Below are 23,608 nucleotides of genomic sequence, written 5' to 3'. Positions count from 1 at the left end.
GTGATGCTGGCTAGCCGTTGACTCGACGAGCAAAGAGATCGAACCGTCGCGAATCGTTTGCGACGGAGCGCGGCCGCGGAACTGGGCCGTCGGGCGGTTCGCTGCGAGAGAGCAGCGTGTCATCCGCAGTGAGCAAACGTTCCACGACCATCGGCGGATCCACCGCCAGTTCGATGGCGTCCGCAGGAACCCAGTTGTCGCGGAAGAGAACCCAGGTTGCGTCGATGCCGCGGCACTTCATCGCTGCGATCACCGTGACCACGCGAACCGGTTGCGAATCAACATCCGTTGTGCACGCCGAACCGCAGGTTGGGTTGCTGCTGGAGCAGCAGGACGTGGTTTTCTTCGTCGAGCAACAGGAAGCGGTTTTGGTGGTGGAGCAACAAGAAGGCGTCGCTTGTGAATCGCTCACAGGTTCGCGACTCGCACAGCACGACGCCGTGTTGGAGTTGTTCGATGCGATTGCGAGTGTTTTGGTCGAGGTTTGTTGCCTGACTCGGGCGATCAAAAATTCCGGCGGAGTCACTCCGTTGCGGTCTGCCCAGGCCAATTTTTCGGCGTCGGTGAAGCAGCAGCAATCGTCCCAGCAGTAATCCGCCGAGGAACAACCGCACGGGCAGGATTCGCACGGGAAACGTTCGTCGCTCGACTTTGACGAAACAGTTGGCAGTGGGATTCCTACCATGCCAATGAGGAGCACGGCTAGCATTCCAGCAGCGACCGACCGAACCCAAAGGGTCGGGGCCAGTCTGATCGCACCGGTGCGTTGCTTAAACAAGAGCGTCCACGAAGCTTCGCGAAGGCCCACTCCTCACGCTGATGATCATCTTTCGCAATGTTTGTTTTGTCAATCCTTTGGTAGGAGCAGATTCGTGTGGTCGTTCGTCGCAAACCAGGACTGGGGGTCGGGACAACAGATCCAGGGGCAGGGCGGTCTCGGTATTGTCGGTAGGGTGTTCCCGACACGCTACTCTGTTGGATGCCATCCCGTTGCCCGGTCGTGTTCACCGCCCTGTTTGACGCCAATCGCAATCGTCCATGAACGAGTCTCTTGAGCCGCGTCCGTCTGTTCCGCGACGCGGGCGATTTTCGCTTGGGCAGTTGATGCTCTTCCTCACGGTTGTCGCATTGGTTCTAGGCAATGTGGTGTCGCTTCTGCGGTTGCGGAAGGCGGAATCGGCTTTGGCGGCACTGCGATCCGAATCGGGGTATTTGTCTCCCACCGAGGACGATTCCGTCGCCGCCATTCGGGCTCCTTCTGAGCAACCGCTGACCTACGTTTTTCGGGTGCGTGTGCCGGAAGGTTCCGATTGGGACTATCGGTTGGCCTACAGCACTTGGTTGCCGAAGGGCAAAACCCAGCCCGATTGGTACTCGATGATCGCGGTTCGGCCCGGTGAATCGGTGATCACAATCCGGATCGCGGAAGATCCCCGCGACGAACGGTGGAAAATCTCTACACTGGTGCGAGATTCCGGCGGGGTTCGGCGGATGGGCACGACGTTGCCGGAGGCTCACACGACGATTTTTCGTGCTTCCCACGACGTGATTTCCACGGGGGTGGCGGGGGGAATGGTCACGTTGCCGATTGGCCAATCCTTGCGGAGACTGGACGACCGGTGGTTGGTTGGCACGGAATCGCTGTTGTTGTCCGGTGACAAACCCGTCAACACCGACCAGATCGGCGTCTATGCCGAATTGCAGCCTGTCGCACGTTGAGCGAGCGGTCACGGGCTGCTCCGTTGTCAATTTCATTTACAAATCAATTCACTAAGCTTTTCGCGAGACCAAAGACCCCAGCCATGGCAAAGGATTTTTTGAAAGGAGCCGCCGACGAATACGATGTGGTCGTGATCGGCAGCGGATTGGCTGGGATGACTTCGGCCAACATTCTTGGTCGCGCCGGGCACCGGGTGTTGCTGCTCGAACAGCACTACAAACTTGGCGGGTTGGCGACTTGGTTCCTGCGTCCTGGCGGCCACACGTTCGACGTCTCTCTGCACGGGTTTCCGCATGGCATGATCAAATCGTGCCGGCGATATTGGAGTCGCGACATTGCCGACCGAATCGTGCAACTGAAGAACATTCGATTCGACAACCCACAGTTCTCGTTGACGACCACGTTCAACCGAGAAGACTTCACCAAATTGCTGACCACGAAGTTCGGCATTGAGCACGGAACCGTCAACGAGTTCTTCGACACCGCGCGAGGAATGAATTTTTACGACGATCAAGCGACGACGACGCGTCAGTTGTTCGACCGATTCTTTCCCGGTCGCGACGACGTGGTCCGGTTGTTGATGGAGCCGATCACGTACGCCAACGGTTCGACGTTGGAAGATCCCGCGATCACATACGGCATCGTGTTCAGCAACTTCATGAGCAAGGGCGTCTTCATCTACGAGGGCGGCACCGATGACCTGGTTGCTCGGATGAAGAAGGAGTTGGAATCCAACGGCGTTGACATTCGTATCAATTGTCCCGTGGACGAAATTGAGGTCGCTGAATCACCGATCAAGGGCACACGTGTCTCGGGAGTCAAAGTGAACGGCCGTTCGATCAAGTGTCGGGCGGTGGTCAGCAACGCGAATTTGCGTACGACTGTTCTGAAGATGTTAGGCCCCGAAAAACTCGACAAGAGTTTCGTGGAAGAAACTCAAGCGGTGCGGTTGAACAACAGCAGCACGCAGGTCTACATGGCGCTCAAGCCGGGCGAGGAGATCGATGAGTCCAGTGGGGATTTGTTCTTCACCAGCACGGCGAAGGAGTTTCGTACCGATCTATTGCTCAGCCGAGACATCACGTCGCGAACGTTCAGTTTCTATTATCCGCGAACACGGCCGCAAAAAAAGAAAGAGCGATTCGCGATCGTTAGCAGCACCAACGCCAATTGGTCGGACTGGGCCAATTTGAGCGAAGAGGAATACGAAGCCAGCAAGGCGGATTTGGTGGAAACCACCATCGAGGCACTCGAAAAATACATCCCCGGCGTACGGAACAAAATCGATCACGCCGAGGCGGCGACGCCCAAGACGTTCAATCATTACACGCAACATGAAATGGGCGCAAGCTTTGGGACCAAGTTCGAAGGGTTGGGTGTCAGTCGGGCGTTGCCGCAGCAGATCAAAGGCATGTATCACGCGGGCAGTGTCGGGATCATCATGAGTGGTTGGTTGGGAGCGATCAATTACGGCGTCATCGTCAGCAACGAGGTCGATCAAAATCTGGTCGCCGAGTCGACACCGGTATGATCCAAGTCAGCCAGTTCACGAAGTGTTACGACGACTTCACGGCGGTGAATTCGATTTCATTTGACGTTCCCGCTGGCCGGGTCGCGGCCTTGGTCGGGCCCAATGGGGCTGGCAAGACAACCACGATTCGAACGTTGTGCGGCATTCTTTCACCGACCGCGGGCGAGTTGAACGTGGCTGGGGCGTCGCTCCGTGAAGATCCCTTGGTGGTCAAGCGGCGGACGGCTTACGTGCCGGACGATCCACCGTTGTTTGATTCGTTGACGGTGGATGATCACTTGCGATTTGTGGCGTCGGCTTACCGGCTCACGGATTGGGAACCGCTCGCCGAACAGCTTTGCCAGCGATTTGAATTGACCGAAAAACGCGACACCGTGGCGTCCGGTTTGTCTCGCGGGATGCGGCAAAAAGTGGCGATTGTGTGTGCCTATTTGCGTCGGCCGGATGTGCTGCTGTTGGACGAACCCATGACGGGGCTGGATCCACCCAGCATTCGCCGATTCAAAGAAACGGTGCGCGAGCAAGCTGATCGGGGTGCGACGGTGTTGGTCAGTTCGCACTTGTTGTCGTTGGTTGATGATATCTGCGATCACTTGGTTCTGATGCGACGCGGTGAAGTGTTGTTTCATGGTCCGCTGGAGCAGGCACGCCAAGAGTTTGGCGGGGATTCGCATTCTCTCGAAGAGGTTTTCTTCCGTTTGACTTCCGGCGAGGAAGCGGCCGGATGAGCGGCAAGCGTTCGATCGTCGATCCCGCATTGACTCGGCTGACCGGGGTGTTGTTGAAGTCCGCTTTGCGTCAACTGGCTCGGCATCTGAAAACCCCTTCGGGTCTCTTTGTTGGATTGATGGTTTTGGGAACGGTCGGCATGGGGTTGATGCCGATGATCATCGCCAATCAGACCGGGTCGCTGGACGACATCAAAATGTATTCGACGGTCACGTCGACCACCCCGTTGATGATGTTGGTGATTGTCGCGATGGCGATTTACTTTGACATTGGCCAGCAGATCACGGAGTTGCGACCGCCGGAGTTGCAGTTCGTGTTGGCGGGACCGTTCACCGATCATCAGATTCTGTCGTACCGGTTGATGACGTTGGCGATGACCTGGGTGGTCAGCAGTTGCTTGATGGCGGTGTTTGCTCTTCCCGGTGCGGGCAGCTATCCGTCGGCGGTGTTGGCGATTTACACGGGCGGGATGACGGTCACAGCGCTCACGACGTTGCACGCGATCAGCAAACCAATGGTGAGCTCAACGGTGCGAACGTTGTATGCCTCAGTGTTGTTGGGGGCGGTGGCATTGTTGTTGGTGACGTCGCTGCCGCTGGGGATGAGCGACGATGGGTTTTCGTGGCAGGCTTGGTTGCAGGGGTGTCAATCGTCGAGGTTGGGGACCATGTTGACGCTTCCGTTTGTGTCGTTTGGCAAGTTGCTCAGTGCACCGATTGGTGTTGGGTTTTTGGGGTGGGCCGGCGTGAGTATGGCGACATTGGTGGTTGGGTTTGGGGCGTGCTATTGGGTCAATGTTGGTTTTGCATAGTTGGCCGTGGAAGGGGTTTCGCGAACACAGGTGCGAATCAAGCGTATGCGTTCGGGGCAATTTGGACGCGTGCAAACGACCGAGCATCGATCGAGTTGGAAGCTAACGGAATTTCCATGGTGGGGTGGCGTGGGGCCGGTGGCTTGGCATCAAGTCACATTCGCCGTTCGTCGCAACGGGAAGTTGTTGTTCGGTCTGGTTTGTCTGGGCTTAGTCACTGGATTGGTGCTGAAGGTTCTGCCTTGGTTTCGGCCAGGGACGATCCATCCGAATTTTCGGGAATGGTCGATGCCGATTGCGATGGTGGCTTCGACGTACTTGGGGTTTCTGTTGACATTGAGTCAGCCGATTGGCATGGCGATGACGCCCAGGACGTTGTCGTGGTTTCGAATGTTGCCGTGTCGTCCAATTGCGATTGTGGTGGGAATGCTGGCGGGGCAACTGGTGATGTTGTTCACGATTCGATTCGCGTTCGCAATTGTGGCCGCGTTCATCACGACGCGCGGTTGGGGAGAATGCGTGGCGGTTTTTTTCGCCGGGTTGGGGTTGGATCTGGCGTACGGTTCCGCGATCAATTTGGTCACCGCCGCGACAGTTTTGCGGGCGATGCCCAGCGGTACGCCGGACGTGCTGCAGGGCGGGCGAGCGATGCTGTATATGTTTGTGCTGGCAATGGCGATGGGGCCGTCGTTTGTGGCCGCGGCAGCAGCAGCGGGGACAGCGGCGGTGCTGACGGAGATGGATCGCCAGGTCATTGCGATCGCGGTTGGGGCGGCTTTGATTGCATGCCAGCCGGTGATCTGGTGGGCGACGGCGGTCTTTTTTCGGGATCGGGAGCTTTTCCAGGCTGATTGACCGGAAAAACCGGTCGTTTTGGGCTCCGGGAGGAAATGTTTCTGGCCCGGCTGGTCGGTGAGAACACTGGCCCTACAGAAAATGGCTTCAAAACGATACAACAAGGCTCTGGAAACCGTCCTCTGGTTTCCTCAGCGGAACACGTAGGTCCAATCGCGGCGGGCACCTGAAACAACCATGGCCAGAATCGGAATTTTCTTCGGACTGGTCCTGTGTGGACTGACGGTGGCGGCGCTGAGCGTGACAACCGAGAAGAGCTACACGCAGTTCGTCCCGATGATGTTTGGCATCCCGTTGTTGTTCTTGGGCGTGGTGGGATTGAACCCACATCGACGCTTGGGGGCAACCGTGGTCGCGCTGACGCTGGGGATGATCGGATTTGGTTGTGGCGCGATTCGATTCGTTGTTTTGATGGTCGAACGGGCGGCAGGCGAAGTCATCAACCCGCTGTCGTTTCGATTGGTCGTCGCGATGACGGTGGTGTGTTTGGTTTTTGCGTTGATGGCGATGATTTGGGTTCGCAAACGGCGAGAACGAATGAGCCAGAGCGTGAATCTGGATCAACCCGAACCCGAACCCGAGCCAGGTGCGTTGGATGTGGTCGAAACGACGGCCGTTCCGGACACATCGGTTTCGGCTGCATCGGACGCGGAGCCCGTTTCATCGTCGGCGGGTGCTTCTGCGAACCCGTACCAATCGCCTCGAACGATTGATAGTTCGACGGAGACGCGTTAGCCAGGATCTGCCAGCGACCTTTGCAAAGCAAGTTATCGATATCTCGTTCCCCTGTTCTTTGATTTCATCCCCCACCTGAATCAGCTACATGAGTGCCACTTCGTCGGCCCAACCGGTCTTGATCTACGACACCACTTTGCGAGACGGCTCGCAGGGTGAAGGCGTGAGTTTTTCACTGCAAGACAAACTGAACATTGCGATTCGGTTGGCTGAGATTGGCATTGAATTCATTGAGGGCGGTTACCCGCTGAGCAACGAAAAAGACGTTGCGTTCTTTGAACAAATTCGCAAACACGACTTGGGTAAATCCAAGGTCTGTGCGTTTGGGATGACGCGTCGGCGATCGATGAAAGCGGAAGACGATCCCGGCATGAAAGCCTTGGTTGCTGCGAAGACACCTTGTTGCACGCTGGTCGGCAAGACGTGGGATTTTCATGTCACGGAAGTGTTGCGTGCCTCGCTGGATGAAAACCTGGCGATGATCGGTGAGTCCGCTGAGTTCCTGGCCGGACACAGTGAACTGATCTACGACGCCGAGCATTTCTTTGACGGGTACAACGCGAATCCGGAGTACGCGATCAAGACATTGCAGGCTGCCGCGGCGTCCGGTGCCAAGTGGTTGGCGCTGTGCGACACCAACGGTGGCACGCTGCCTGAACGTGTGGCGGAGGTGACCCGGATCGCGAAAGAAGCGATGGCGTCGTATGACGTTGAAATCGGGATCCACTGTCACAACGATTGTGAACTCGCGGTGGCAAACTCCTTGGCGGCAGTCGATGCGGGAGCGACTCAGGTGCAAGGCACGATCAATGGCATCGGAGAGCGTTGTGGCAACGTTGACTTGATCGCTGTGATTGCGAACTTGGCACTCAAGAAAGAAAACACAACTGTCCTCGGCGGCAGACCGCTGCATCAACTGACGGAACTGTCACGATTCGTTTACGAGACCGCGAATTTGCAGTGGCGAAACAATCAGCCGTTTGTCGGTCAGAGTGCGTTTGCTCACAAAGGCGGCATGCACGTTCATGCCATCAACAAAGCGGCCAGCACGTACGAGCACATCGACCCCGCCTTGGTCGGGAATGAACGTCGGATTCTCGTCAGTGAGTTGTCTGGTCGCAGCAACATCGAAGCGATCGCCGGCAAATATGATGTTGGCGACGACAAGGAATTGCAAAACAAGATTCTGGCCGAGGTCGTGCGACTCGAGAATCAGGGCTACCAATTTGAATCCGCGACAGCTTCGTTTGATTTGTTGATCCGCCGCGTGTCGGGCAAATTTCGCCCGCACTTCGAGACCATCAAGTACCGGATCGTGGCGGGGGACCGCGACGTGAAATCGCAGGTCGCCTTTGCCGAAGCGATCATTAAATTGCAGGTCGGTGACACGTTGTGGTTTGATGCTGCGGAGGGTCACGGTCCGGTCAACGCGCTGGACGCGGGATTGCGGAAGGCTTTGGCGGGAGCCTATCCGGTGCTCAGTGAAGTCTCGTTGATCGACTACAAAGTCCGCGTGGTCGATTCTGGCAGCGGAACGGCGGCATCGATTCGAGTCAACATCGAGAGCACCGATGGCAAAGAAACTTGGGGAACGATTGGTGTCAGTGACAACATCATCGAAGCCAGTTGGCAAGCCTTGGTTGATAGCGTTGAGTACAAGTTGCATCGCAGTGAAGCCTGACGACCCGAACCAGCCCAGCTAACACTGAGTCATGATTTTCGCGGCGCAACCAGGATGTTCGCCGCCCATCCAAACCACCACTGTTGACGTTTTGTTTTCATGTCCGAAATTCCAACTCGATTCGAACACGCTGAAGAAGCCGACAAGATCGCTCAGGCGTGGGCCGATGCCAAGTGTTCTCACGCTGACCCAGAATCCAGCAAGCCGCCGTTTTCGGTGGTGATCCCGCCGCCCAACGTGACCGGTGCGTTGCACTTGGGGCACGGGCTGAACAACACGCTGCAAGACATCGTGGTTCGTCGAAAACGCATGCAAGGGTTTGAGACGCTGTGGATGCCCGGAACCGACCACGCCGGGATTGCGACGCAAGCGGTGGTGGAAAGACGCCTGAAGGAACAGGAAAACAAGACGCGACACGATCTGGGCCGCGAGGCGTTGGTCGACCGTATTTGGCAATGGAAGGACCAGTACGAACAACGCATCATTGGACAGCTCAAGCGGATGGGCACCAGTTGTGATTGGGAACGATTGCGATTCACGCTCGATCCGGTTTGTGCCGCCGCCGTGCGAGCAACGTTCTTTGACTTGTTCGGCAAGCGTCGGATTTATCGCGGCAAACGTTTGGTGAACTGGGACACGTTCTTGCAGACCGCGGTCAGCGACGACGAGGTGTTCAACGAGACCAAGAAAGGTCACTTCTATCACTTCCGATATCCGGTGATCGATCCGAAGCCGGGTGAGCCTGAGTTCGTGACGATCGCGACGACGCGTCCGGAAACGATGTTGGGCGACACCGCGGTGGCGGTTCACCCAGATCCCGCTGCAGCCCTGGATGCGATCGAAGCGGATCTGCGAGAGAAGTTGAGTGGGGCCAATGAAAAAGAAGCGGAAGAACTGAACAAGCAGCTCGAAGGATTGCAGCAACGTCGCGAAGAGCGGTTGCCGGAGCTGATTCAGCTTCGTGACATGGCCGCGGATGGTCGCAAGTTGATGTTGCCGCTGGTTGATCGCGAAATCGACTTGGTGGCGGATGAGTGGGCCAAGCCAGAGATGGGAAGCGGCTGCGTGAAGATCACACCCGCGCACGATCCGAACGATTACGAGGTGGGGATTCGACAAGACCTGCCGATGATCAACATCCTGAACTCGGATGGCACGCTCAACGGCGAAGGCGGCCAGTTCGCTGGGCTGACCATTCCCAAGGCTCGCAAGGCCGTGGTGGCTGCGCTGGAGGAACTGGGGCTGATGGGCGACATCGAGGATCGCGACATCGAATTGCCTCACAGCGATCGCAGCAAGACCCCCATTGAGCCGTACTTGGCTGATCAGTGGTTCGTGGCGATGGATGAGTTGGCTCAATCAGCCATGGACGCGGTCAGCGATGAACGCGTGCAGATCTTCCCGGCTCGCTATCGCAAGGGTTATTTGGACTGGCTGAGTGAGAAACGCGATTGGCCGGTCAGTCGCCAATTGTGGTGGGGACACCGGATTCCAATTTGGTCCAAAGGCGGATTGTCGCAAACCGAGGCCAACGAGTTGTCCAGTGACCTGGAGAAGCTGGCCGAACGGCATCCGGATCAAATCGCCCAGCGGATTGATCCAGACGGAGTCGATGCTTCTGGCGAACCGACCAAGGCGGTATTCGTTTGCATCTGCAGTGAAGACGAAACGGTGGAAGCTGACGTGGAAGCGTTGGGATTGCAACAAGACCCGGACGTGCTGGACACCTGGTTCAGTTCCGCTCTTTGGCCACACAGCACACTGGGGTGGCCAGCCCAAACGCCGGAGCTAGCGAAGTTCTATCCCACGTCGACGCTGATCACATCGCGAGACATCCTGACGCTGTGGGTGGCGCGAATGGTGTTGATGGGATTGAACAACGTGGGCGAGGTTCCGTTCAGCGAAGTGTTCATTCACCCCAAAATTCTGGATGGTCTGGGGGAGACGATGAGCAAATCCAAAGGCAACGGCGTAGACCCGATCGATGTGATCGACAAGTTTGGTCCTGATGCGTTGCGATTCGGGTTGGCTCGTTTGGCCACGGAAACGCAAGACGTGCGGATGCCGGTTCAGTACGAATGTCCCTCGTGCGAAAAGCTGATTGATCAAACGAAGAAAAACCGATCGCTTCCGTCGATGGATTGCCCCGCGTGCGGCAAACCTTTCTCGACCCAGTGGGCAGAGACCGAGGCCGACAAAGCGCTTCCGAAAGCCGCGGTGGTGAGCGAGCGTTTTGAGACGGCTCGTAACTTTGTCAACAAACTTTGGAACGCGTCGCGTTTCGTGATGATGAACCTGGACGGTTTCGAACCAACCTCGCTCGATGTGGCGTCGCTTCCCATCGAAGACCGGTGGTTGCTGTCGCGATTGTCGACGGTGACACAAACCGTTGGCGATGCGATCGAACGTTACCAGTTCGGGGAAGCCGCTCGCGTGTTGTATGACTTCGCGTGGGACGAGTTCTGTAGTTTCTATGTTGAGATCGCGAAGCCTCGGTTGTCCGATGATTCCCAGCGTCAGATCGCACAGAATGTGATCGCCCATGGGTTGGATCAGTTGCTGCGGTTGTTGCATCCGATCATGCCGTTTGTGACCGAATCGGTTTGGAGCCATCTTGGCAAGATCGCTCCTAAACGCGGTGTGCCGGAACCGGTGGAAGTCGGCCCGTTTGTGATGACGGCAAGTTACCCGGTGGCTGACGTGTCACATCATGATTCGCAGATCGAACGTCAGTTCAGTGAGTTCCAACAGATTGTGGCTGCGATTCGTCAGATCCGCGCGAGCCAAAACATTGCTCCGAGAGAGACCGTTCCGGCCGCGATTCGTTGCAGTGAATCATCGAAGGAGTTGCTGCAACCGATGACGGCATACTTTGGTGCGTTGGCGGGTGCGGACGTGCAATCGATTGGCCCTGGCACGGCGGCGTTTGAGACCGACGCTCACTTGGCGCTGCCGGACGTGGACGTGGATGTTCACGTGGACCTGGAAAAATTCATTGACGTGGAAGCCGAATTGGCACGTCTGGAAAAACTTCAGGGCCAACTCACCGGGCAAATCAGCGGGAAACAGAACAAACTTTCCAATGAAAGCTTTGTCAGCCGAGCTCCAGCCGATATTGTTCAAAAGGAACGAGAATCGTTGGCTGGTTTGCAAACGCAACTGGAAGCGGTTGCCAGCGACATTGAAAAATTGAAATCGAAAAAGTAACGCAGGGGCAATCGGCTCGAATGTCGGGACACGATCGAATCGTGGCGTGACGACACCGAGTTTGTATTCTTCCCTGTCGCCTACCTCAATCAACCACGGAATTTCCCTTGAAAGACATCTGGATCGGCTTTGATCTCGGCGGCACCAAAATGCTGGCCGTTGCTTACGACCACGAATTCAAAGAACTTGGACGCCGTCGCCGTAAAACGCGAGGACGCGAAGGATCTGACAGTGGCATCGCTCGCATTGGTTCGACGATCCAACGTCTGCTTGATGAAAACGATCTGGACGTTGACCGGATCGCGGGAATTGGAATTGGATGTCCGGGCCCAATCGATCTGAAGAAGGGACGGATCCTAATGACGCCCAATTTGGGTTGGGATGACGTCGATATTCAGGCATTCTTGGAAAAGGAATTTGACTGCCCTGCGACCGTGCTCAATGACGTGGACGCGGGCGTGTACGGCGAGTTTCTGTTCGGCGCTGCCAAGGGCAGCCGTTGTGCGGTGGGCGTGTTCCCTGGCACAGGCATCGGTGGCGGTTGCGTCTACGAAGGGCAGATTCTTCATGGTGCCGGAATCTCTTGCATGGAGATCGGGCACACTCGAATCAGCAGCGGGGCGCGTTTGAGTGGCAGCAGCATGTCGGGGACCTTGGAAGCGGAAGCCAGCCGATTGACAATCGCTTCTGAGGCGGCGAAAGCTGCCTACCGAGGCGAGGCACCCGCGCTGCTGAAGGACGCTGGAACGGATTTGGCTGACATCCGCAGCGGCGCTTTGGCGGATTCCATCAAGCACGGCGACAAGGCGATCAAGAACTTGGTGGAATCGGCCAGTGTCACGGTGGGTTACGGCGTGGCCAATGTCGTCAACCTGCTCTGCCCTGACACGATCATCTTGGGCGGTGGGTTGGTCGAAGCGATGGAAGACCTGATCGTCGGCACGGTCCGAAAAACGGCGCGTGAAAACGTGATGCCGGTTTACAAAGATCGCTTCGAGGTCAAACCCGCGAAACTGGGGGATGACGCCGGTGTGTTGGGCGCAGCAGCTTGGGCCAAGAAGACTTACCCGCAACCACCCGAGTGATTCGCGTAAAATCGATTGTGCGATCGATCGATCCACGAGCGGCGTGGATGGAGTCACGATGTAGTCCAGGTTGAACCTGGCGATCGCGCCGATGCTTCGCAAGAAGCGAGGCGTGCACACCAAGCGACGCTTTTTCTCGAAGTTTGGTTCTGTCGGCGTATCACCCATCGCCATGTGAGACATGGCCTACGCAGCGAATGAACGCCGCTGGCGAACGGACGCCACAAGGATGAAAGCCGTTAGGCGTCATCGAGTGATGCGGCGAGGGGAAGCAGCAAGCTGATGCCGGCGGTCAGGAGCATGGCGATTCCGGAGGCGAGCATGGCGCCGGACATGCCGATGGCACCCGCGGTTTGCCCCCAAACGAAAGATCCGAGCGACATCGATCCGGCCATCATGGTCAAGTAACACCCCATCCCGCGGGCTCGCAAGCGTCTCGGCAATGTGATTTGAGCGGTGGCGTTCAGGGTCGTCAGGGTTGCCATCCAACCGCATCCCATCACCAACGTCGCCAACAATAAGATTGGCCACATGGGTTCGGTGCTCAACGTCAGCATACCCGCGGCGTAGAGGGTCATTGCGGCGGCAATGGTCCGGTCAGATCCGAGGCGCGATCGGATTCGCGGCAACAAGGAAGCCCCCGTCACGGCGCCGATGCCGATCATCGCCACCAGGATCCCGAACCCTTGGGCTCCCCAGCCGAGCGCGGTTTTGGCATACAACGGCATCAGCGACCACAGGGCACTGCCGGGTAACACAAACAGGACAACACCTAGCATTACGTGGCGCATCGTGCGTTTCCAAATGACATAGCGGACGCCCTGCCGCATCGAAGAAAAGAACGATCGACCGCGACTGGTTTCGGTCGTGTTGCGTTTCCAGCGGATCAACACCATCAACACGCCGGCAAATGAAACCGCATTGATTGCAAATGTGCTCCAGATGCCGAGCACCGCGATCAAGACGCCTCCAATGGCTGGGCCAACCGCCCGAGCCAGATTGAAGCTGATGCTGCCCAATCCCACCGCTCGGCTGATTTGCCAGCGAGGGACCAATTCAGGGATTGCGGATTGCCAAGTGGGAACGTGGACGACCATGCCCAATCCGATCACAAATGTCATCACCAGCAGTCCCCACGCCGTGATGACGCCCGTGGCAGTGGTGACGGCCAGCATCGCGGTGATGCATAGCAAAATTGACTGGGTTCCGATCAGCAGGTTGCGTTTGTCAATTCGGTCTGCCAAGACGCCGGCCGGGATGGCCAAGAAGACGATCGGCAACGCCATGGAGGTTCGAACAGCGGCGACCATTTCTGGGGTGGCGTCCAAGGTCGTCATCAGCCAACCAGCACCGACCTCGTGGATCCATGTCCCCAAGTTGGACGCCAGCGAGGCGATCCAAAACAGGCGGAACATCGGTTGCCGCAACGGTTCCCAGGCGGAACGTCCCGCCGTCGGAGATCGTTGCCCCGCGTCGACAACGACGGAGGCGTACGGCGAGGAGATCGGTCGGGGGGAATTCAATGACATTCAATCGAAGGGGGAGTGGACGAGCAGCGCGGCACATCTCGAGGAGGCAATGAGCGTTCGTAATCGCGCCAAAACGTACAGTCGGTCCGAGGATAGGAAACGAGACGCGTTCCGAGACAGAGGTTCACCGCGGTGACACTCTGCATGGGGTAGCGTCCTTCAGAGGCGTTCTTCCCTGACATGGCACCGGCCGATGATCGAGCTGACTCACTTACAAAAGCTTTATGACGATACGATCGCCGTCAAGGACGTGACGGTCTCGATCCCGGCGGGAGTCGTATGCGGATTGGTCGGTCCCAATGGTGCGGGCAAAACGACGACCTTGCGTTGCATGGCGGGGCTGTTGCCCGCCACTGCCGGGGAGATTCGAATCAATGGTTTTTCGCCTGATTCGGATCCGGTCCGCCACAAAAGAACAATTGCGTACGTGCCGGACGATCCGCCACTGTTTGACGACCTGACGGTGGGCGAGCACCTGGATTTCATCGCCCGGTTGTATCAGATCGAAGACCATCGACGCACGGCCATCGAACTGCTGGAGCGTTTCGAATTGCTCAGCAAATACGACTCGATGGTGACGTCCTTGTCGCGAGGCATGCGGCAGAAATTGGCGGTCGCGTGCGCCTACCTGATCCGACCTCAAGTCCTGTTGTTGGACGAGCCTTTGACGGGACTGGATCCGCCCGGCATCCGTGTGCTGTTGGAATCCGTGCGAGAATTTGTCCGCAAAGGCCGTACCGTGATCATCAGCAGCCATTTGTTGGCGATGATCGGCGATGTGTGCGACCAAGTTTGGTTGCTGCAGAACGGGTTGGTTCGATACCACGGGACAACTTTGGGCCTCAGAAACGAGTTCCCACAAACGAATTCATTGGAAGAAGCGTTCTTCGCTGTGATGAAGCCCACCGAGAACGAGGCGAAGAGCACCGCGGGCGACACTGTGATCATGACGTCGCCGCCCATGGCTGATTCCACGTCGGTAGGTGCTCCGCTCGATCCAATCCCCGCGAATACATCCACGTCTGTGATCAACGTGCCATGAGTGCGTCGGGACACACTGCCGGTCGCGCCACCCAGCCGAACCGTTTGAGTGAATGGTTGTTGCCGGACGATTCGCTGGATGGACTGCGGTATCTATCGCGAGCGCAGTTTCGCTTTCGTGTGAAGCGATTTTGGAAGCGAATGTTCTCGCCTCGCCAAGCCGTCGCGTCGTTGCTTTCGATTGCATTTGTGTCGGCGTATTTGTTTGCCGGACTCACGCTGTTGTCTCGCCGCGAAGCCAACGACCCTGAACAACTTCGATTGTGGTTGTCCGGTGGGATGGTGTTGTACGCGATGTATCACACCGTCAAACACTTGTGGGCGAAACCGACGCTGGAACCCGACGCGGAAACGTGGACGGACGCCGACCGATTGTGGTTGGGCGGAGGCCCGGTGGCCCGACGCACGATGGTGTTGCGAGAAGCGATGTCTGCGGTGCCGTCAGCGGCCGCCAAAACGGCTTTGCTCGGTGTGGTGCTTTGGCGAGACGCGGAGTTTCTGCCGTTGTTGTTGATCGGAATCTGTTTGGCATTGATTGCGTTGGAAATGATTCGACGCGTGATCACTCACGGAATCGATGCGTTGCGACCCGGCGAAAGACGCCTGGGTTGTACGATCAGCTTGTTCGTCGGAATGGCGATGGCGTTCCAGCTTGGTGTTCAAGTCTGGCAGTCCACACCGCCGGGCAGTGACCCCGTGATGTATGTGTTGTCGGCGATGTCTGAAGTTGGAAACTACGCCGGATCAGCGTGGATCCAGATCATGGCCTTCGCGTTGTTGCCGGCCGCCTCGGTGGCGTCTGCTCAACCGTGGTTGGTGTTCGGATCGCTTGCACCGTCGGTCTCGTTGACGTTGATGGCATTGATCGCGGTCGCAGTCATCCTGGCGTTGGCAGAGACTCTGGTCCGCGTGGACGCTTGGTCGTCCGATCGACGGATTGCAACCGAACGGCAGCGATTGCGATTGTTGGAAAACAATGCCAGTCGTCCGATGACGGCGACATTGAGCGTCGCGTCGCGGGCGCTGCGAAAGACGTGGATTCAGCAGTTCGGAGACGCGTTGGCCAGATGGTTCCCGGAACGCTCTCGTGGGATGTCGGGATTGATCGTTCGGCAATTGCAATGCGTTCGTCGATATTTGCCCAACGTGATCGTCAGTTTCGCGATTCCGATGGCGTTGTCTCTTTCGCCTTTGCTCACCGACCAAACGACCAAGCAATGGGTGTTTGTGATCGGTGGAATTGCTTTGAGCTCGTTGTTGCTCGCACCGCCGGCGTTGCAGATCGATTTTCGTCGTGATTTGAAACGGATGTTCTTGGTCCGCTCGTTGCCTCTCGGGAACGTCGCGATGTGTGTGGGGATGCTGAGTGTTCCTGTCGCGATCACGGTGCTGTTCCAGTGGAGCACGCTGGCCCTTGGGGCGTGGATCGCGACACCGTCGAAATGGCAAACCGTTTGGTTGTTCTTGGCACTGCCATCGCTGGCTGTCGTGACTTTCGCGGTTGAGAACGCATTGTTCCTGGCGTTCCCGCATCACGTGCATGCGCAAGGCATTGCGATGGTGATCCGAGCCAAGATCACGTTCCTTTGGAAAGGATTGATGCTGGCCGTCGCTCCGATCGCACTGATCAGCTACGTGATGTTGTGCGAACGCATTTTGCCGACATTTTGGGTGGGACCAGCGGCCTTTGCGGGGACATTGTTTGCCGTGTGGAGTGTCGCTGCGCTCGCCGGTTGGGTTCTGGTCCGCTGCTGGAGCCGATTCGATCCGCTGATCGACACGCCGCCGGAATAGGTGAGCGACGAGTTGCGAGTTTCGAGTTGCGAGTTGCGAGTTGCGAGTTGCGAGCACGAGCACGAGCACGAGCACGAGCACGAGCACGAGAGCTAGGAGCTAGGAGCTAGGAGCTAGGAGCTAGGAGCTAGGAGCTAGGAGCTAGGAGCTAGGAGCTAGGAGCTTCTAATTCCCGATTTCTTGGCTGATGGAGAATCCGCCGAACGGGACGATGCCGTAGACGCCTTCCGTGAAGACTTGACGCACAAAGTCACCGAAGACGGTGATCGGGCGATCGGGAATGACAATCACGTCGCCATCTCGAACCCAGATTTCGTCAGCGGGCGTGGGGCGTTTGCCGCGAATGGCCCCGTTGAGGTCCAGCATCGTGCTGATCAATCGCCAATCTTCGGCGCGGCGGAACACGATGACTTGTCGGAGGTTGCCGTCGGGCAAGTGTCCGCCCGCGGACGCGATTGCGCCGAGCACGGTGGTCGGCGCCGTGATCTCTTGCCGCCCAGGTTGTCCGACTTGTCCGAGCACGTACACAAAGTGCGGCGCTTGCTGAGTGAGAATGGGTTCGACTTCCAATCCAACGACGACTTCCGCGTAACGCAGATTGATCTCGCGTTTGAGTTGTTCGAGAGTGAACCCTTGCACGCTGACTTGCCCGATGCCCGGCAGTCGTACGTGTCCGTCGGGCATGACCGTCGTCGTGATGGCTTGCGCGGTGAACCCGCCGAGTCCACCCACGGCGGCGCGGATGTCTTCTGCCAGGGTGTTGGTGCGAACGGGAGTGACGTCAATCGCGGGGTCGTCGTAGAACGCTTTGTATTCGCGTTCAAGCAATTCACGCAGACCGGTGACGGTCAATCCTGCCGCTTGGACTTGTCCGAGCAAACGCACCGTGATGGTTCCATCGGGTTGGATCAGCAGTCCGCTTTCGAGCGTTCCTCGGTCCAAGTCTTCGTCGGCGATCGATTCGATTGAAACTTGGTCGCCGGGCATCAGTCGATACTGTCCCGCTTCCTGCCGACGTGTGACCAAGTACACCATTTGCAGTTGGTCGCCGGGACGAACATGGTATTTCGCCAAATGACGCAGGCGGGCTGGGCCGGTGTAGCCACCTGGTCCGTATTTGTCGAAGTCCATCGGTTTCATGTCTTGCCAACGAGCCTCGCTGCCGCATGCGGTGGCGCAGTCGACACCCAACATGCATTTGGGACATCCGTAACCTTCCGCTGTTTGCACCATGTGCGTGCCGCACGATTGGCATGACCTGTAGGTGGAAGCATGCGGAACCGTTGTCAGCGTTGGCACGGGAACCCGTTGAGCATTGGTGGCAGGCAACAGTTCACCCGAACGCACTTGTGCGTGGACGCTGGAAAGTTGCAAGCAAGCCATGGTCAGTGTCAACGCAATGACGAACCAACCCGTTTGGAGGCGAGGCAACAGCATCGCTGTTGAAAACGCGGGGCGTAACAACGTGGGCAACGACAGAATCAGAAACAACTTCATGGTCTTACCACCACTTTTTGAGTTGAGGCAAGAAACGGGAACTGTTTCGCGTCGCTGTTTCTTGTGATTTGGTTGATTCATTCGAGTTCGGTCGAGCACTCGAATGAGTTTGTCCTAGCGATGCGGTTGCCGGTGGCGTGCTTGAGTGTCGGTAGCTGGCCGGTTGAGCGTCGGGGGATGAGTTGGTCGAAATGTTCCGTGTCGAGACGCTTCGGGCTGGAACGGAATTCGCGGCAGCGTGCATCTGTGTGCCTTGTGCCGGGATCACACTTCGAGAGACGGACGCGAATTGTTCGGGCGTCATCGTCACGACGTCGGGCGTGCGTTTGGTTTGGGCTTGCGACCGGATAGGAGCTCCCTTCAACACGGTGCTGGCCGATGGCGTCATCGCTTGCAGTTCATTGAGTTTGTTCAGCACTTGCGGGTCGTACCGCAGCGTCAATGAATGCTGCAGGGCCCAGCTCGCTTCTTCGACCAAGCCCACTTCGGCGAGGTGGAAACCGAGTTTGGCGACCAAGTCTGGGTTGTTGCTCTGCCCCTGCACCGCCGCTCTTCGCAAGCAGATGGCGGATGGGCCGGGCAACTGGGACGCCTCGCCTCGGCCAAGACGAATGGCCGCGAGCAGGTCCATTGCTTGTGCGGCGAGCAGGCTTTTGCCGGCGACTTCGCTGAGTTCCATGCGAGCCAAATCGAGGTACCGATCAATGGCTTCGGTTGCCGTCGGGATGGTGGCCGCTGCTCCGTCGGAGCTTTCGACCAACATTTCGGTGTACCATCCCAGGTCATCCTTGGGTGTGGTCGGAAGCTTGGCCTGCGGCGCGGTGGTTCGGCCGCGAAGAGGAAGGCCTTCGCGAACGACTGGTGTGCGGTGTGATCGTGCCAAGCGAGCAATCGAGTCTGGATCGCTAGTCGCATAAGGGCCCACAAAGTCCTGAGCTTCGTTCAGTGCGTCTCTCCCCGATTGCAATTGCTGAACCGCAGAACAAGACGTTGCCGTCGCGATTCTTTGCGTCGATTCAATGGCGGAACGCGAACGGGTGTGCTGGTCGTGCAAGTCAATGGCTTCGGCGGCCAATTGCAGTGTCTTCCAGGCCGACGTTTCTGCTGACGCGTAAGCTGCGGAGCTGTATTCCAGTTCTGCTTGTTGGAAGTGCGTCCAAGCTTCGTCGAGTTTGGATTTCGCCGTTTGGGTTGCCAAGTACATGCCGGATGTGGCGGCAGGTGGCGAAACGGGCGCACGGGCTCGTTCCGCAGCTCGGCGTTTTGCCATTGCTTTGAGGAAACGTTGGTTGGCAACGTCTCGATCGATCGTATCCGTGGAGTGTTGCGGCGCGACTGCGGGCGGAACCGCATGGCTCGTCGATCCCGAATTATTCGCGGCGGTGTTTTCCGTTGCCGATGTGGCGGGCAATCGTTGTGGCCGGGGACTTCGAGCAGAAGAATCCGTGGACGACGCCGACGAGATAGCGTCGGTGGTCGCGGATTGGGGGCCCGGTCGCATTGCGATTCGAACCTCGCTGGGGGCCAGGTTGGGCTGTGTCAGTGCTGGTTGCAAACTGGTTTCGCTTTGAGGCTGGCTAAATGCCTGCGGCGCGTTCATTCCGTTGGGGCGGAACGGCTCGAAGTTGTTCTGGTCGGGACCGACTGGAGCGTTGGCTGAGAAACCAGCGACTTCGGATGGTGCAGACTTTTGGGGAGGCGTCCAGGAATCGAGTGGTGTCTCGGAGACCGGTTGCTTGACCATTCGCGAATCCGATTGAGGCAGCATCAATCGAGCGGTCGCGACCTCGGGCGCCGCTGCGATGCTTTCGCTGGAAAAAGCGGGCGTTCCAGATACGAATTGGTTGGTTCGGGTGGTCTGAGCGAACACGGGCGACGCCCAAAGTGTCAGCTGCACCAATCCAATCATCGTCAACGTCCTGGAACGTCGGCGCTGCGCAACGTCAGCACGGCGGTTCGCAGGGACAAAACGAGGGCGACTGGGACGCAACATAGGACTCGATCAACAGCGGGATGATGTTCGACACCTGTGTCATCGGATTGTCTCTCGGTCCGGTTGTGATGATTTTGCCTTCCGATCGAGTCACGCCAGTTGCAGCGGTGGGACAAGCGGCAAAATCGTTACAGGTTCACGAGGAGTGCGGATTTTTCCCCCCCCGGAGGTTTCATGACGTAGGGTTTCACAGATGGTACTGCCCCCACGATTCTCAAACCTCTCCCAAAGACTCATGACGCGTGACGCAAATGCCCAAAAACGAGCTAGTGATCGTTTTCATGCGAAGAATCGAGACCAATTGCACTCTGTTGTCGTGATCCTTCGCGACGAGATGGTGAAGGAATACGAATGCGAATTGGCGGATCTCAGCCAAGGTGGCTGCGCGGTGCGAGCGAAATTGGGAGAAGATTCCAATGTCACCATCGCCGTACTCTGCATTCATGCACCGACGTTGGGAATTGAGTTGGAAGTTGCCGGCCGGCTTTGTTGGAATCAGCAAACTTCGGTTGGATCCAACACGTTTGGATTCCGCTTTCGACGACCCATTGAGCCCGAACTGATCGACCAAATGGTGGGAGGCGGGTTGATCACTCGCCGGGAAGAAGAACGGATGCAGGTCGGGATGCCCGTTCGAGTCCGCCGTGCACATGGCAAGCCGGACGTTCATGACGTCGTGCTGGAAGATTGCTCCGCCTCGGGGATGCGAATCACATTGCTCGGTCAAGTCGACCCGTCGGAACGATTGCTGATCAGCACGCCATCAGGCGTGAGCGGGACAGTGACCGTGATCTGGCTCCGTCGCACGGAAGACGATCGGTGCGAGTGCGGGTGCGTGTTCCAAAACCTTCGCTCGGCTCGTGCGATCAACGACGAGTTGAACCAAGTCTTGGTTTAAGCAGGTCAGCAGGGGCCATCCGGCAACCCTAGCGTAGGTAGGAAGAACTGTGCGAAACAGGTCACCCGATGCAACGCATGCGAGTGACCTGTGTGGTTCGATCGCTGATGCGAAGTTGATGTCAGCGTTTCGAGCGGTTGGCCATTTGCTGGGCGTATTCCTGAACGGTGACACGACCGTCGCCGTTGGCGTCCGCACCAGCGGGGCTGAGCAACATGGTTTTCCATTCGCTCGCCGTCAGGGCTCCGTCGCTGTTTTTGTCATAGCGTCCGATGATGGTCGCGGCGTATTTCAGTTGTTTTTCAGACGGTGGCGGGCCATCCGTCGCGGGGGCGCGGCCGGAACCACTGCTGCTGGGTTTGGTACCGCTGGAGCGAGCGGTGGATGACGATCCCGACATCGAACGCCCCAGGGGAGCGTCTGTTGCGACCGCACCGGCGTCCACGCCTTGGCGAACTTCGGATTCCGTGATCACTCCGTCTTGGTTTTGGTCCCAGCGATAATATTCCTTGATGCGATCGTTGTTCCACTCGCTGGTGTACTCGTTCATCGACACTTGACCGTCGCGATTGAGGTCGCGCTGCGCGAAGAAGCTTGGCATTCCCTCGGCAGAACCGGATGGTTGCACGCGGTACGATTTGCGGCCACCAAAATCGACCTCGACTGGGTCTCGATCGTCATCGTCGTTGCGTCGCCGGTCGTCGCGGCGATCGTTGCGAGAAGCTTCTTCGTTGCCCCGGCGAACGGCTTGTCGGGTTGCCAGTTCCATTTCTGAAAGTTTGCCGTCTCCGTTGCGGTCGAAGTCCATGGGATTGCCCCAGAAGCGGCTCGAAATTTCGTCCTTTCCAAGTTGGCCATCTTTGTTGCGATCGTAGCGAGACAAGGTTTCGCGAGCGGTTTTACGGTCATCTTCCGTTGTGGGAGTCACCAGAATCTCAGCGGCGGGACCGAAACCAGGAACCAACACGGGTTCGATTTCCAAACCGAATCCGGGGACCAACATTTCCAATTCCATCTCGTCCGTGTCACGGTTGGTGCCACGACGGTTGTCGTTTCCGCCTGAATCGCCACCGCCCTCGCGTTCTTTCCGCATCTTTTCAAACGCGCTGCTGAATTTGGACAGCGGAATAGGCGAACCAGCTTTGATGCTGGAATCCGACGCCGAGAGCCGTTGGATCAGGAATCCAGCGGGACCTTGTTGTTCGTCAGGGTCCAAGGTGCCGTTTCCGTTGCGGTCCAGACGAGACAGCATGCTGCTCGGATCAAAACCGCCGCCGGGGCCACCTCGGCCGCCGCCTCCGCGACCACCACGATCGCCTCCGCCTCCGCGTTCGCCTCCGCCACGTTCGCCACCGCCGCGTTCGCCTCCGCCGCCACGACCCCCTCGGTCGCCCCCACCGCCAAATCCGCCGCGGCCGCCGCCGAATTCACCGCCAGGACCTCCCCTTCCAGGGGGCTGGGCCATGGTTGGCAAGGCCATCAGCACAGCGAGGGCGGGAATGAGCAGCAATCGGATTGTGAATGGGCTCGTGAGCATGGCAATGTCTGAGTGACGAGACGAGATGAGAGAGCGTTAGCCGCAGGGAGGCGATTTTCGATCGATCGGACCGCATCGGTCTCCAGCCTACATGGTTTCAACCCTTTGGCGGACGAAAAGTTCCGATTCGGGATTTGGAGGCCCCTTGCGGTCAGGATATGGGGCGGTGGGGCGTGTTTTCTAGAGGAAGCATGTGGAATCGCGACGCCAAAGTCCGCGGATCTCGGGCGGAGACTGCCTGCCTCAGAATCTGACTTTCGGCGAAATGGCAAATTCTTCTAAAGTCGCGACTCGGAACGGTCGAGCGTGTGGCTCGGCGAACCTGGGTGCTCTCCAATTTCCCGTGGCTTTGGCTGTGTTTGCCCGACTGAATCGTCCTCGAGTGAACGAACGCGATCGGCGGTTGATGGTGAGTGCCATCGTCGTTCGGTGCTTGCTAGCCAGCGTTTGCGCTGCGGCATGCCTGCTTGCGATGGGAGCGGAGGTTGCAGCACAGCAAACCGAACCGCGGATTGTTCGCCCCAACGACCCTTTGCCCAGCAAAGCGACTGTTGCCAATCCGGAAGTCCTCGAACGAACACCGGTGGACGCCATCGGCGGCCCGGAAAACATGGAGGAACCGGAACCCACCGATCGAGCACCGCTCGATTTCATCGCCGGCGGTCCCGATGAGTGGACCAGTCCCGAGGGATTGGCGGGCAGCCTGCAGGTCATGCTGCTGCTCACGGTGCTGTCGTTGGCACCAGCGATTTTGTTGATGACGACGTGCTATGTCCGCATCATCATCGTGCTCGGTTTGTTGCGACAAGCGATCGGACTGCAGTCTTTGCCGCCCAGCCAAGTGATGACCAGCGTTGCATTGTTCATGACGCTGTTTGTGATGACTCCGGTGTGGACACGGGTTTATGACGACGCGATCAAACCGTACACCGATCCCGATGTCGAAATGTCATTGGAAGAAGCGT

At 57.8% G+C, this 23,608-nt stretch carries 17 protein-coding genes and 1 pseudogene; 14 read left to right on the top strand and 4 right to left on the bottom strand.

All coding sequences use genetic code 11. From position 1 onward, the window contains the following. The first annotated feature begins 116 nt into the window (after positions 1-116). From ACF8AM_RS02625 to ACF8AM_RS02580, 10 genes are all read left to right on the top strand, one after another. Positions 117-593, top strand: coding sequence for a hypothetical protein (locus ACF8AM_RS02625; RefSeq protein ID WP_392554143.1), 477 nt, complete (start codon positions 117-119; stop codon positions 591-593). A gap of 445 nt (positions 594-1,038) precedes the next feature. Further along, positions 1,039-1,719, top strand: a complete 681-nt coding sequence (locus ACF8AM_RS02620) for a hypothetical protein (protein ID WP_392554142.1) — start codon at positions 1,039-1,041, stop codon at positions 1,717-1,719. A gap of 83 nt (positions 1,720-1,802) precedes the next feature. Further along, on the top strand, positions 1,803-3,251 hold the full coding sequence (locus ACF8AM_RS02615; RefSeq protein WP_392554141.1) for a phytoene desaturase family protein: 1,449 nt from the start codon (positions 1,803-1,805) through the stop codon (positions 3,249-3,251). Then, positions 3,248-3,979: an ABC transporter ATP-binding protein gene (locus ACF8AM_RS02610; RefSeq protein ID WP_392554140.1), complete on the top strand. Its 732-nt coding sequence runs from the start codon at positions 3,248-3,250 to the stop codon at positions 3,977-3,979. The genes ACF8AM_RS02615 and ACF8AM_RS02610 overlap by 4 nt, the downstream gene beginning before the upstream one ends. Then, entirely contained in the window at positions 3,976-4,791 is an 816-nt protein-coding gene (locus ACF8AM_RS02605; protein ID WP_392554139.1) for a putative ABC exporter domain-containing protein, read from the top strand. Before ACF8AM_RS02610 ends, ACF8AM_RS02605 begins: the two co-directional genes overlap by 4 nt. A 6-nt stretch (positions 4,792-4,797) precedes the next feature. Continuing rightward, the gene (locus ACF8AM_RS02600; RefSeq protein WP_392554138.1) at positions 4,798-5,646 is read left to right on the top strand and encodes a putative ABC exporter domain-containing protein; all 849 of its coding nucleotides are present in this window, start codon (positions 4,798-4,800) and stop codon (positions 5,644-5,646) included. Positions 5,647-5,823: 177 nt separating this feature from the next. Continuing rightward, positions 5,824-6,381 (top strand): hypothetical protein, encoded by a 558-nt coding sequence (locus ACF8AM_RS02595; RefSeq protein ID WP_392554137.1) that lies wholly within the window; start codon positions 5,824-5,826, stop codon positions 6,379-6,381. An 88-nt stretch (positions 6,382-6,469) separates the two neighbouring features. Then, positions 6,470-8,062 carry a citramalate synthase gene (gene cimA / locus ACF8AM_RS02590; protein ID WP_392554136.1) on the top strand — a complete coding sequence of 531 codons (1,593 nt, stop codon included), beginning with the start codon at positions 6,470-6,472 and terminating at the stop codon, positions 8,060-8,062. 99 nt (positions 8,063-8,161) lie between these two features. Further along, positions 8,162-11,269 carry a valine--tRNA ligase gene (locus ACF8AM_RS02585; protein WP_392554135.1) on the top strand — a complete coding sequence of 1,036 codons (3,108 nt, stop codon included), beginning with the start codon at positions 8,162-8,164 and terminating at the stop codon, positions 11,267-11,269. Between the two features lie 107 nt (positions 11,270-11,376). Next, a complete protein-coding gene (locus ACF8AM_RS02580) occupies positions 11,377-12,354 on the top strand; it encodes an ROK family protein (RefSeq protein ID WP_392554134.1) in 978 nt (325 codons plus the stop codon). Between the two features lie 239 nt (positions 12,355-12,593). Here the strand turns inward: ACF8AM_RS02580 and ACF8AM_RS02575 are convergent, their stop codons facing one another. Further along, entirely contained in the window at positions 12,594-13,883 is a 1,290-nt protein-coding gene (locus ACF8AM_RS02575; protein ID WP_392554133.1) for an MFS transporter, read from the bottom strand. A 193-nt stretch (positions 13,884-14,076) separates the two neighbouring features. On the opposite strand from ACF8AM_RS02575, the gene ACF8AM_RS02570 reads away from it, so the two are divergent. Then, complete coding sequence (locus ACF8AM_RS02570; protein ID WP_392554132.1) at positions 14,077-14,925, top strand: ABC transporter ATP-binding protein; 849 nt, start codon at positions 14,077-14,079, stop codon at positions 14,923-14,925. Next, positions 14,922-16,718 (top strand): hypothetical protein, encoded by a 1,797-nt coding sequence (locus ACF8AM_RS02565; RefSeq protein WP_392554131.1) that lies wholly within the window; start codon positions 14,922-14,924, stop codon positions 16,716-16,718. Before ACF8AM_RS02570 ends, ACF8AM_RS02565 begins: the two co-directional genes overlap by 4 nt. A 165-nt stretch (positions 16,719-16,883) precedes the next feature. On the opposite strand, the gene ACF8AM_RS02560 is transcribed toward ACF8AM_RS02565, so the two are convergent. Then, entirely contained in the window at positions 16,884-18,101 is a 1,218-nt protein-coding gene (locus ACF8AM_RS02560) for a polysaccharide biosynthesis/export family protein (RefSeq protein ID WP_392554144.1), read from the bottom strand. A gap of 118 nt (positions 18,102-18,219) precedes the next feature. Beyond that, complete coding sequence (locus ACF8AM_RS02555) at positions 18,220-20,112, bottom strand: hypothetical protein (RefSeq protein WP_392554130.1); 1,893 nt, start codon at positions 20,110-20,112, stop codon at positions 18,220-18,222. 331 nt (positions 20,113-20,443) lie between these two features. On the opposite strand from ACF8AM_RS02555, the gene ACF8AM_RS02550 reads away from it, so the two are divergent. Beyond that, entirely contained in the window at positions 20,444-21,106 is a 663-nt protein-coding gene (locus tag ACF8AM_RS02550) for a PilZ domain-containing protein (RefSeq protein ID WP_392554129.1), read from the top strand. A gap of 121 nt (positions 21,107-21,227) precedes the next feature. Here the strand turns inward: ACF8AM_RS02550 and ACF8AM_RS02545 are convergent, their stop codons facing one another. Then, positions 21,228-22,643, bottom strand: a complete 1,416-nt coding sequence (locus tag ACF8AM_RS02545) for an EF-hand domain-containing protein (RefSeq protein ID WP_392554128.1) — start codon at positions 22,641-22,643, stop codon at positions 21,228-21,230. Between the two features lie 382 nt (positions 22,644-23,025). On the opposite strand from ACF8AM_RS02545, the pseudogene ACF8AM_RS02540 reads away from it, so the two are divergent. Then, a pseudogene (locus ACF8AM_RS02540) lies at positions 23,026-23,608 on the top strand (flagellar biosynthetic protein FliP); the annotation flags it as partial.

It is taken from the genome of Rhodopirellula sp. JB055 (genome assembly GCF_043100905.1).
Lineage (GTDB): Bacteria > Planctomycetota > Planctomycetia > Pirellulales > Pirellulaceae > Rhodopirellula.
The sequence above is the reverse complement of the archived record's forward strand: the minus strand, read 5'-3'. Positions and strand labels throughout refer to the sequence as shown.

Bases quoted from the DNA above. Each gene is read 5' to 3' on its own strand.
- ACF8AM_RS02570 (WP_392554132.1), top strand. From the start codon at position 14,077: ATGATCGAGCTGACTCACTTACAAAAGCTTTATGACGATACGATCGCC.
- ACF8AM_RS02545 (WP_392554128.1), bottom strand. From the start codon at position 22,643: ATGCTCACGAGCCCATTCACAATCCGATTGCTGCTCATTCCCGCCCTC.
- ACF8AM_RS02565 (WP_392554131.1), top strand. From the start codon at position 14,922: ATGAGTGCGTCGGGACACACTGCCGGTCGCGCCACCCAGCCGAACCGT.
- ACF8AM_RS02575 (WP_392554133.1), bottom strand. From the start codon at position 13,883: ATGTCATTGAATTCCCCCCGACCGATCTCCTCGCCGTACGCCTCCGTC.
- ACF8AM_RS02620 (WP_392554142.1), top strand. From the start codon at position 1,039: ATGAACGAGTCTCTTGAGCCGCGTCCGTCTGTTCCGCGACGCGGGCGA.
- cimA (WP_392554136.1), top strand. From the start codon at position 6,470: ATGAGTGCCACTTCGTCGGCCCAACCGGTCTTGATCTACGACACCACT.
- ACF8AM_RS02610 (WP_392554140.1), top strand. From the start codon at position 3,248: ATGATCCAAGTCAGCCAGTTCACGAAGTGTTACGACGACTTCACGGCG.
- ACF8AM_RS02560 (WP_392554144.1), bottom strand. From the start codon at position 18,101: ATGGCTTGCTTGCAACTTTCCAGCGTCCACGCACAAGTGCGTTCGGGT.
- ACF8AM_RS02605 (WP_392554139.1), top strand. From the start codon at position 3,976: ATGAGCGGCAAGCGTTCGATCGTCGATCCCGCATTGACTCGGCTGACC.
- ACF8AM_RS02595 (WP_392554137.1), top strand. From the start codon at position 5,824: ATGGCCAGAATCGGAATTTTCTTCGGACTGGTCCTGTGTGGACTGACG.
- ACF8AM_RS02585 (WP_392554135.1), top strand. From the start codon at position 8,162: ATGTCCGAAATTCCAACTCGATTCGAACACGCTGAAGAAGCCGACAAG.
- ACF8AM_RS02550 (WP_392554129.1), top strand. From the start codon at position 20,444: ATGACGCGTGACGCAAATGCCCAAAAACGAGCTAGTGATCGTTTTCAT.
- ACF8AM_RS02615 (WP_392554141.1), top strand. From the start codon at position 1,803: ATGGCAAAGGATTTTTTGAAAGGAGCCGCCGACGAATACGATGTGGTC.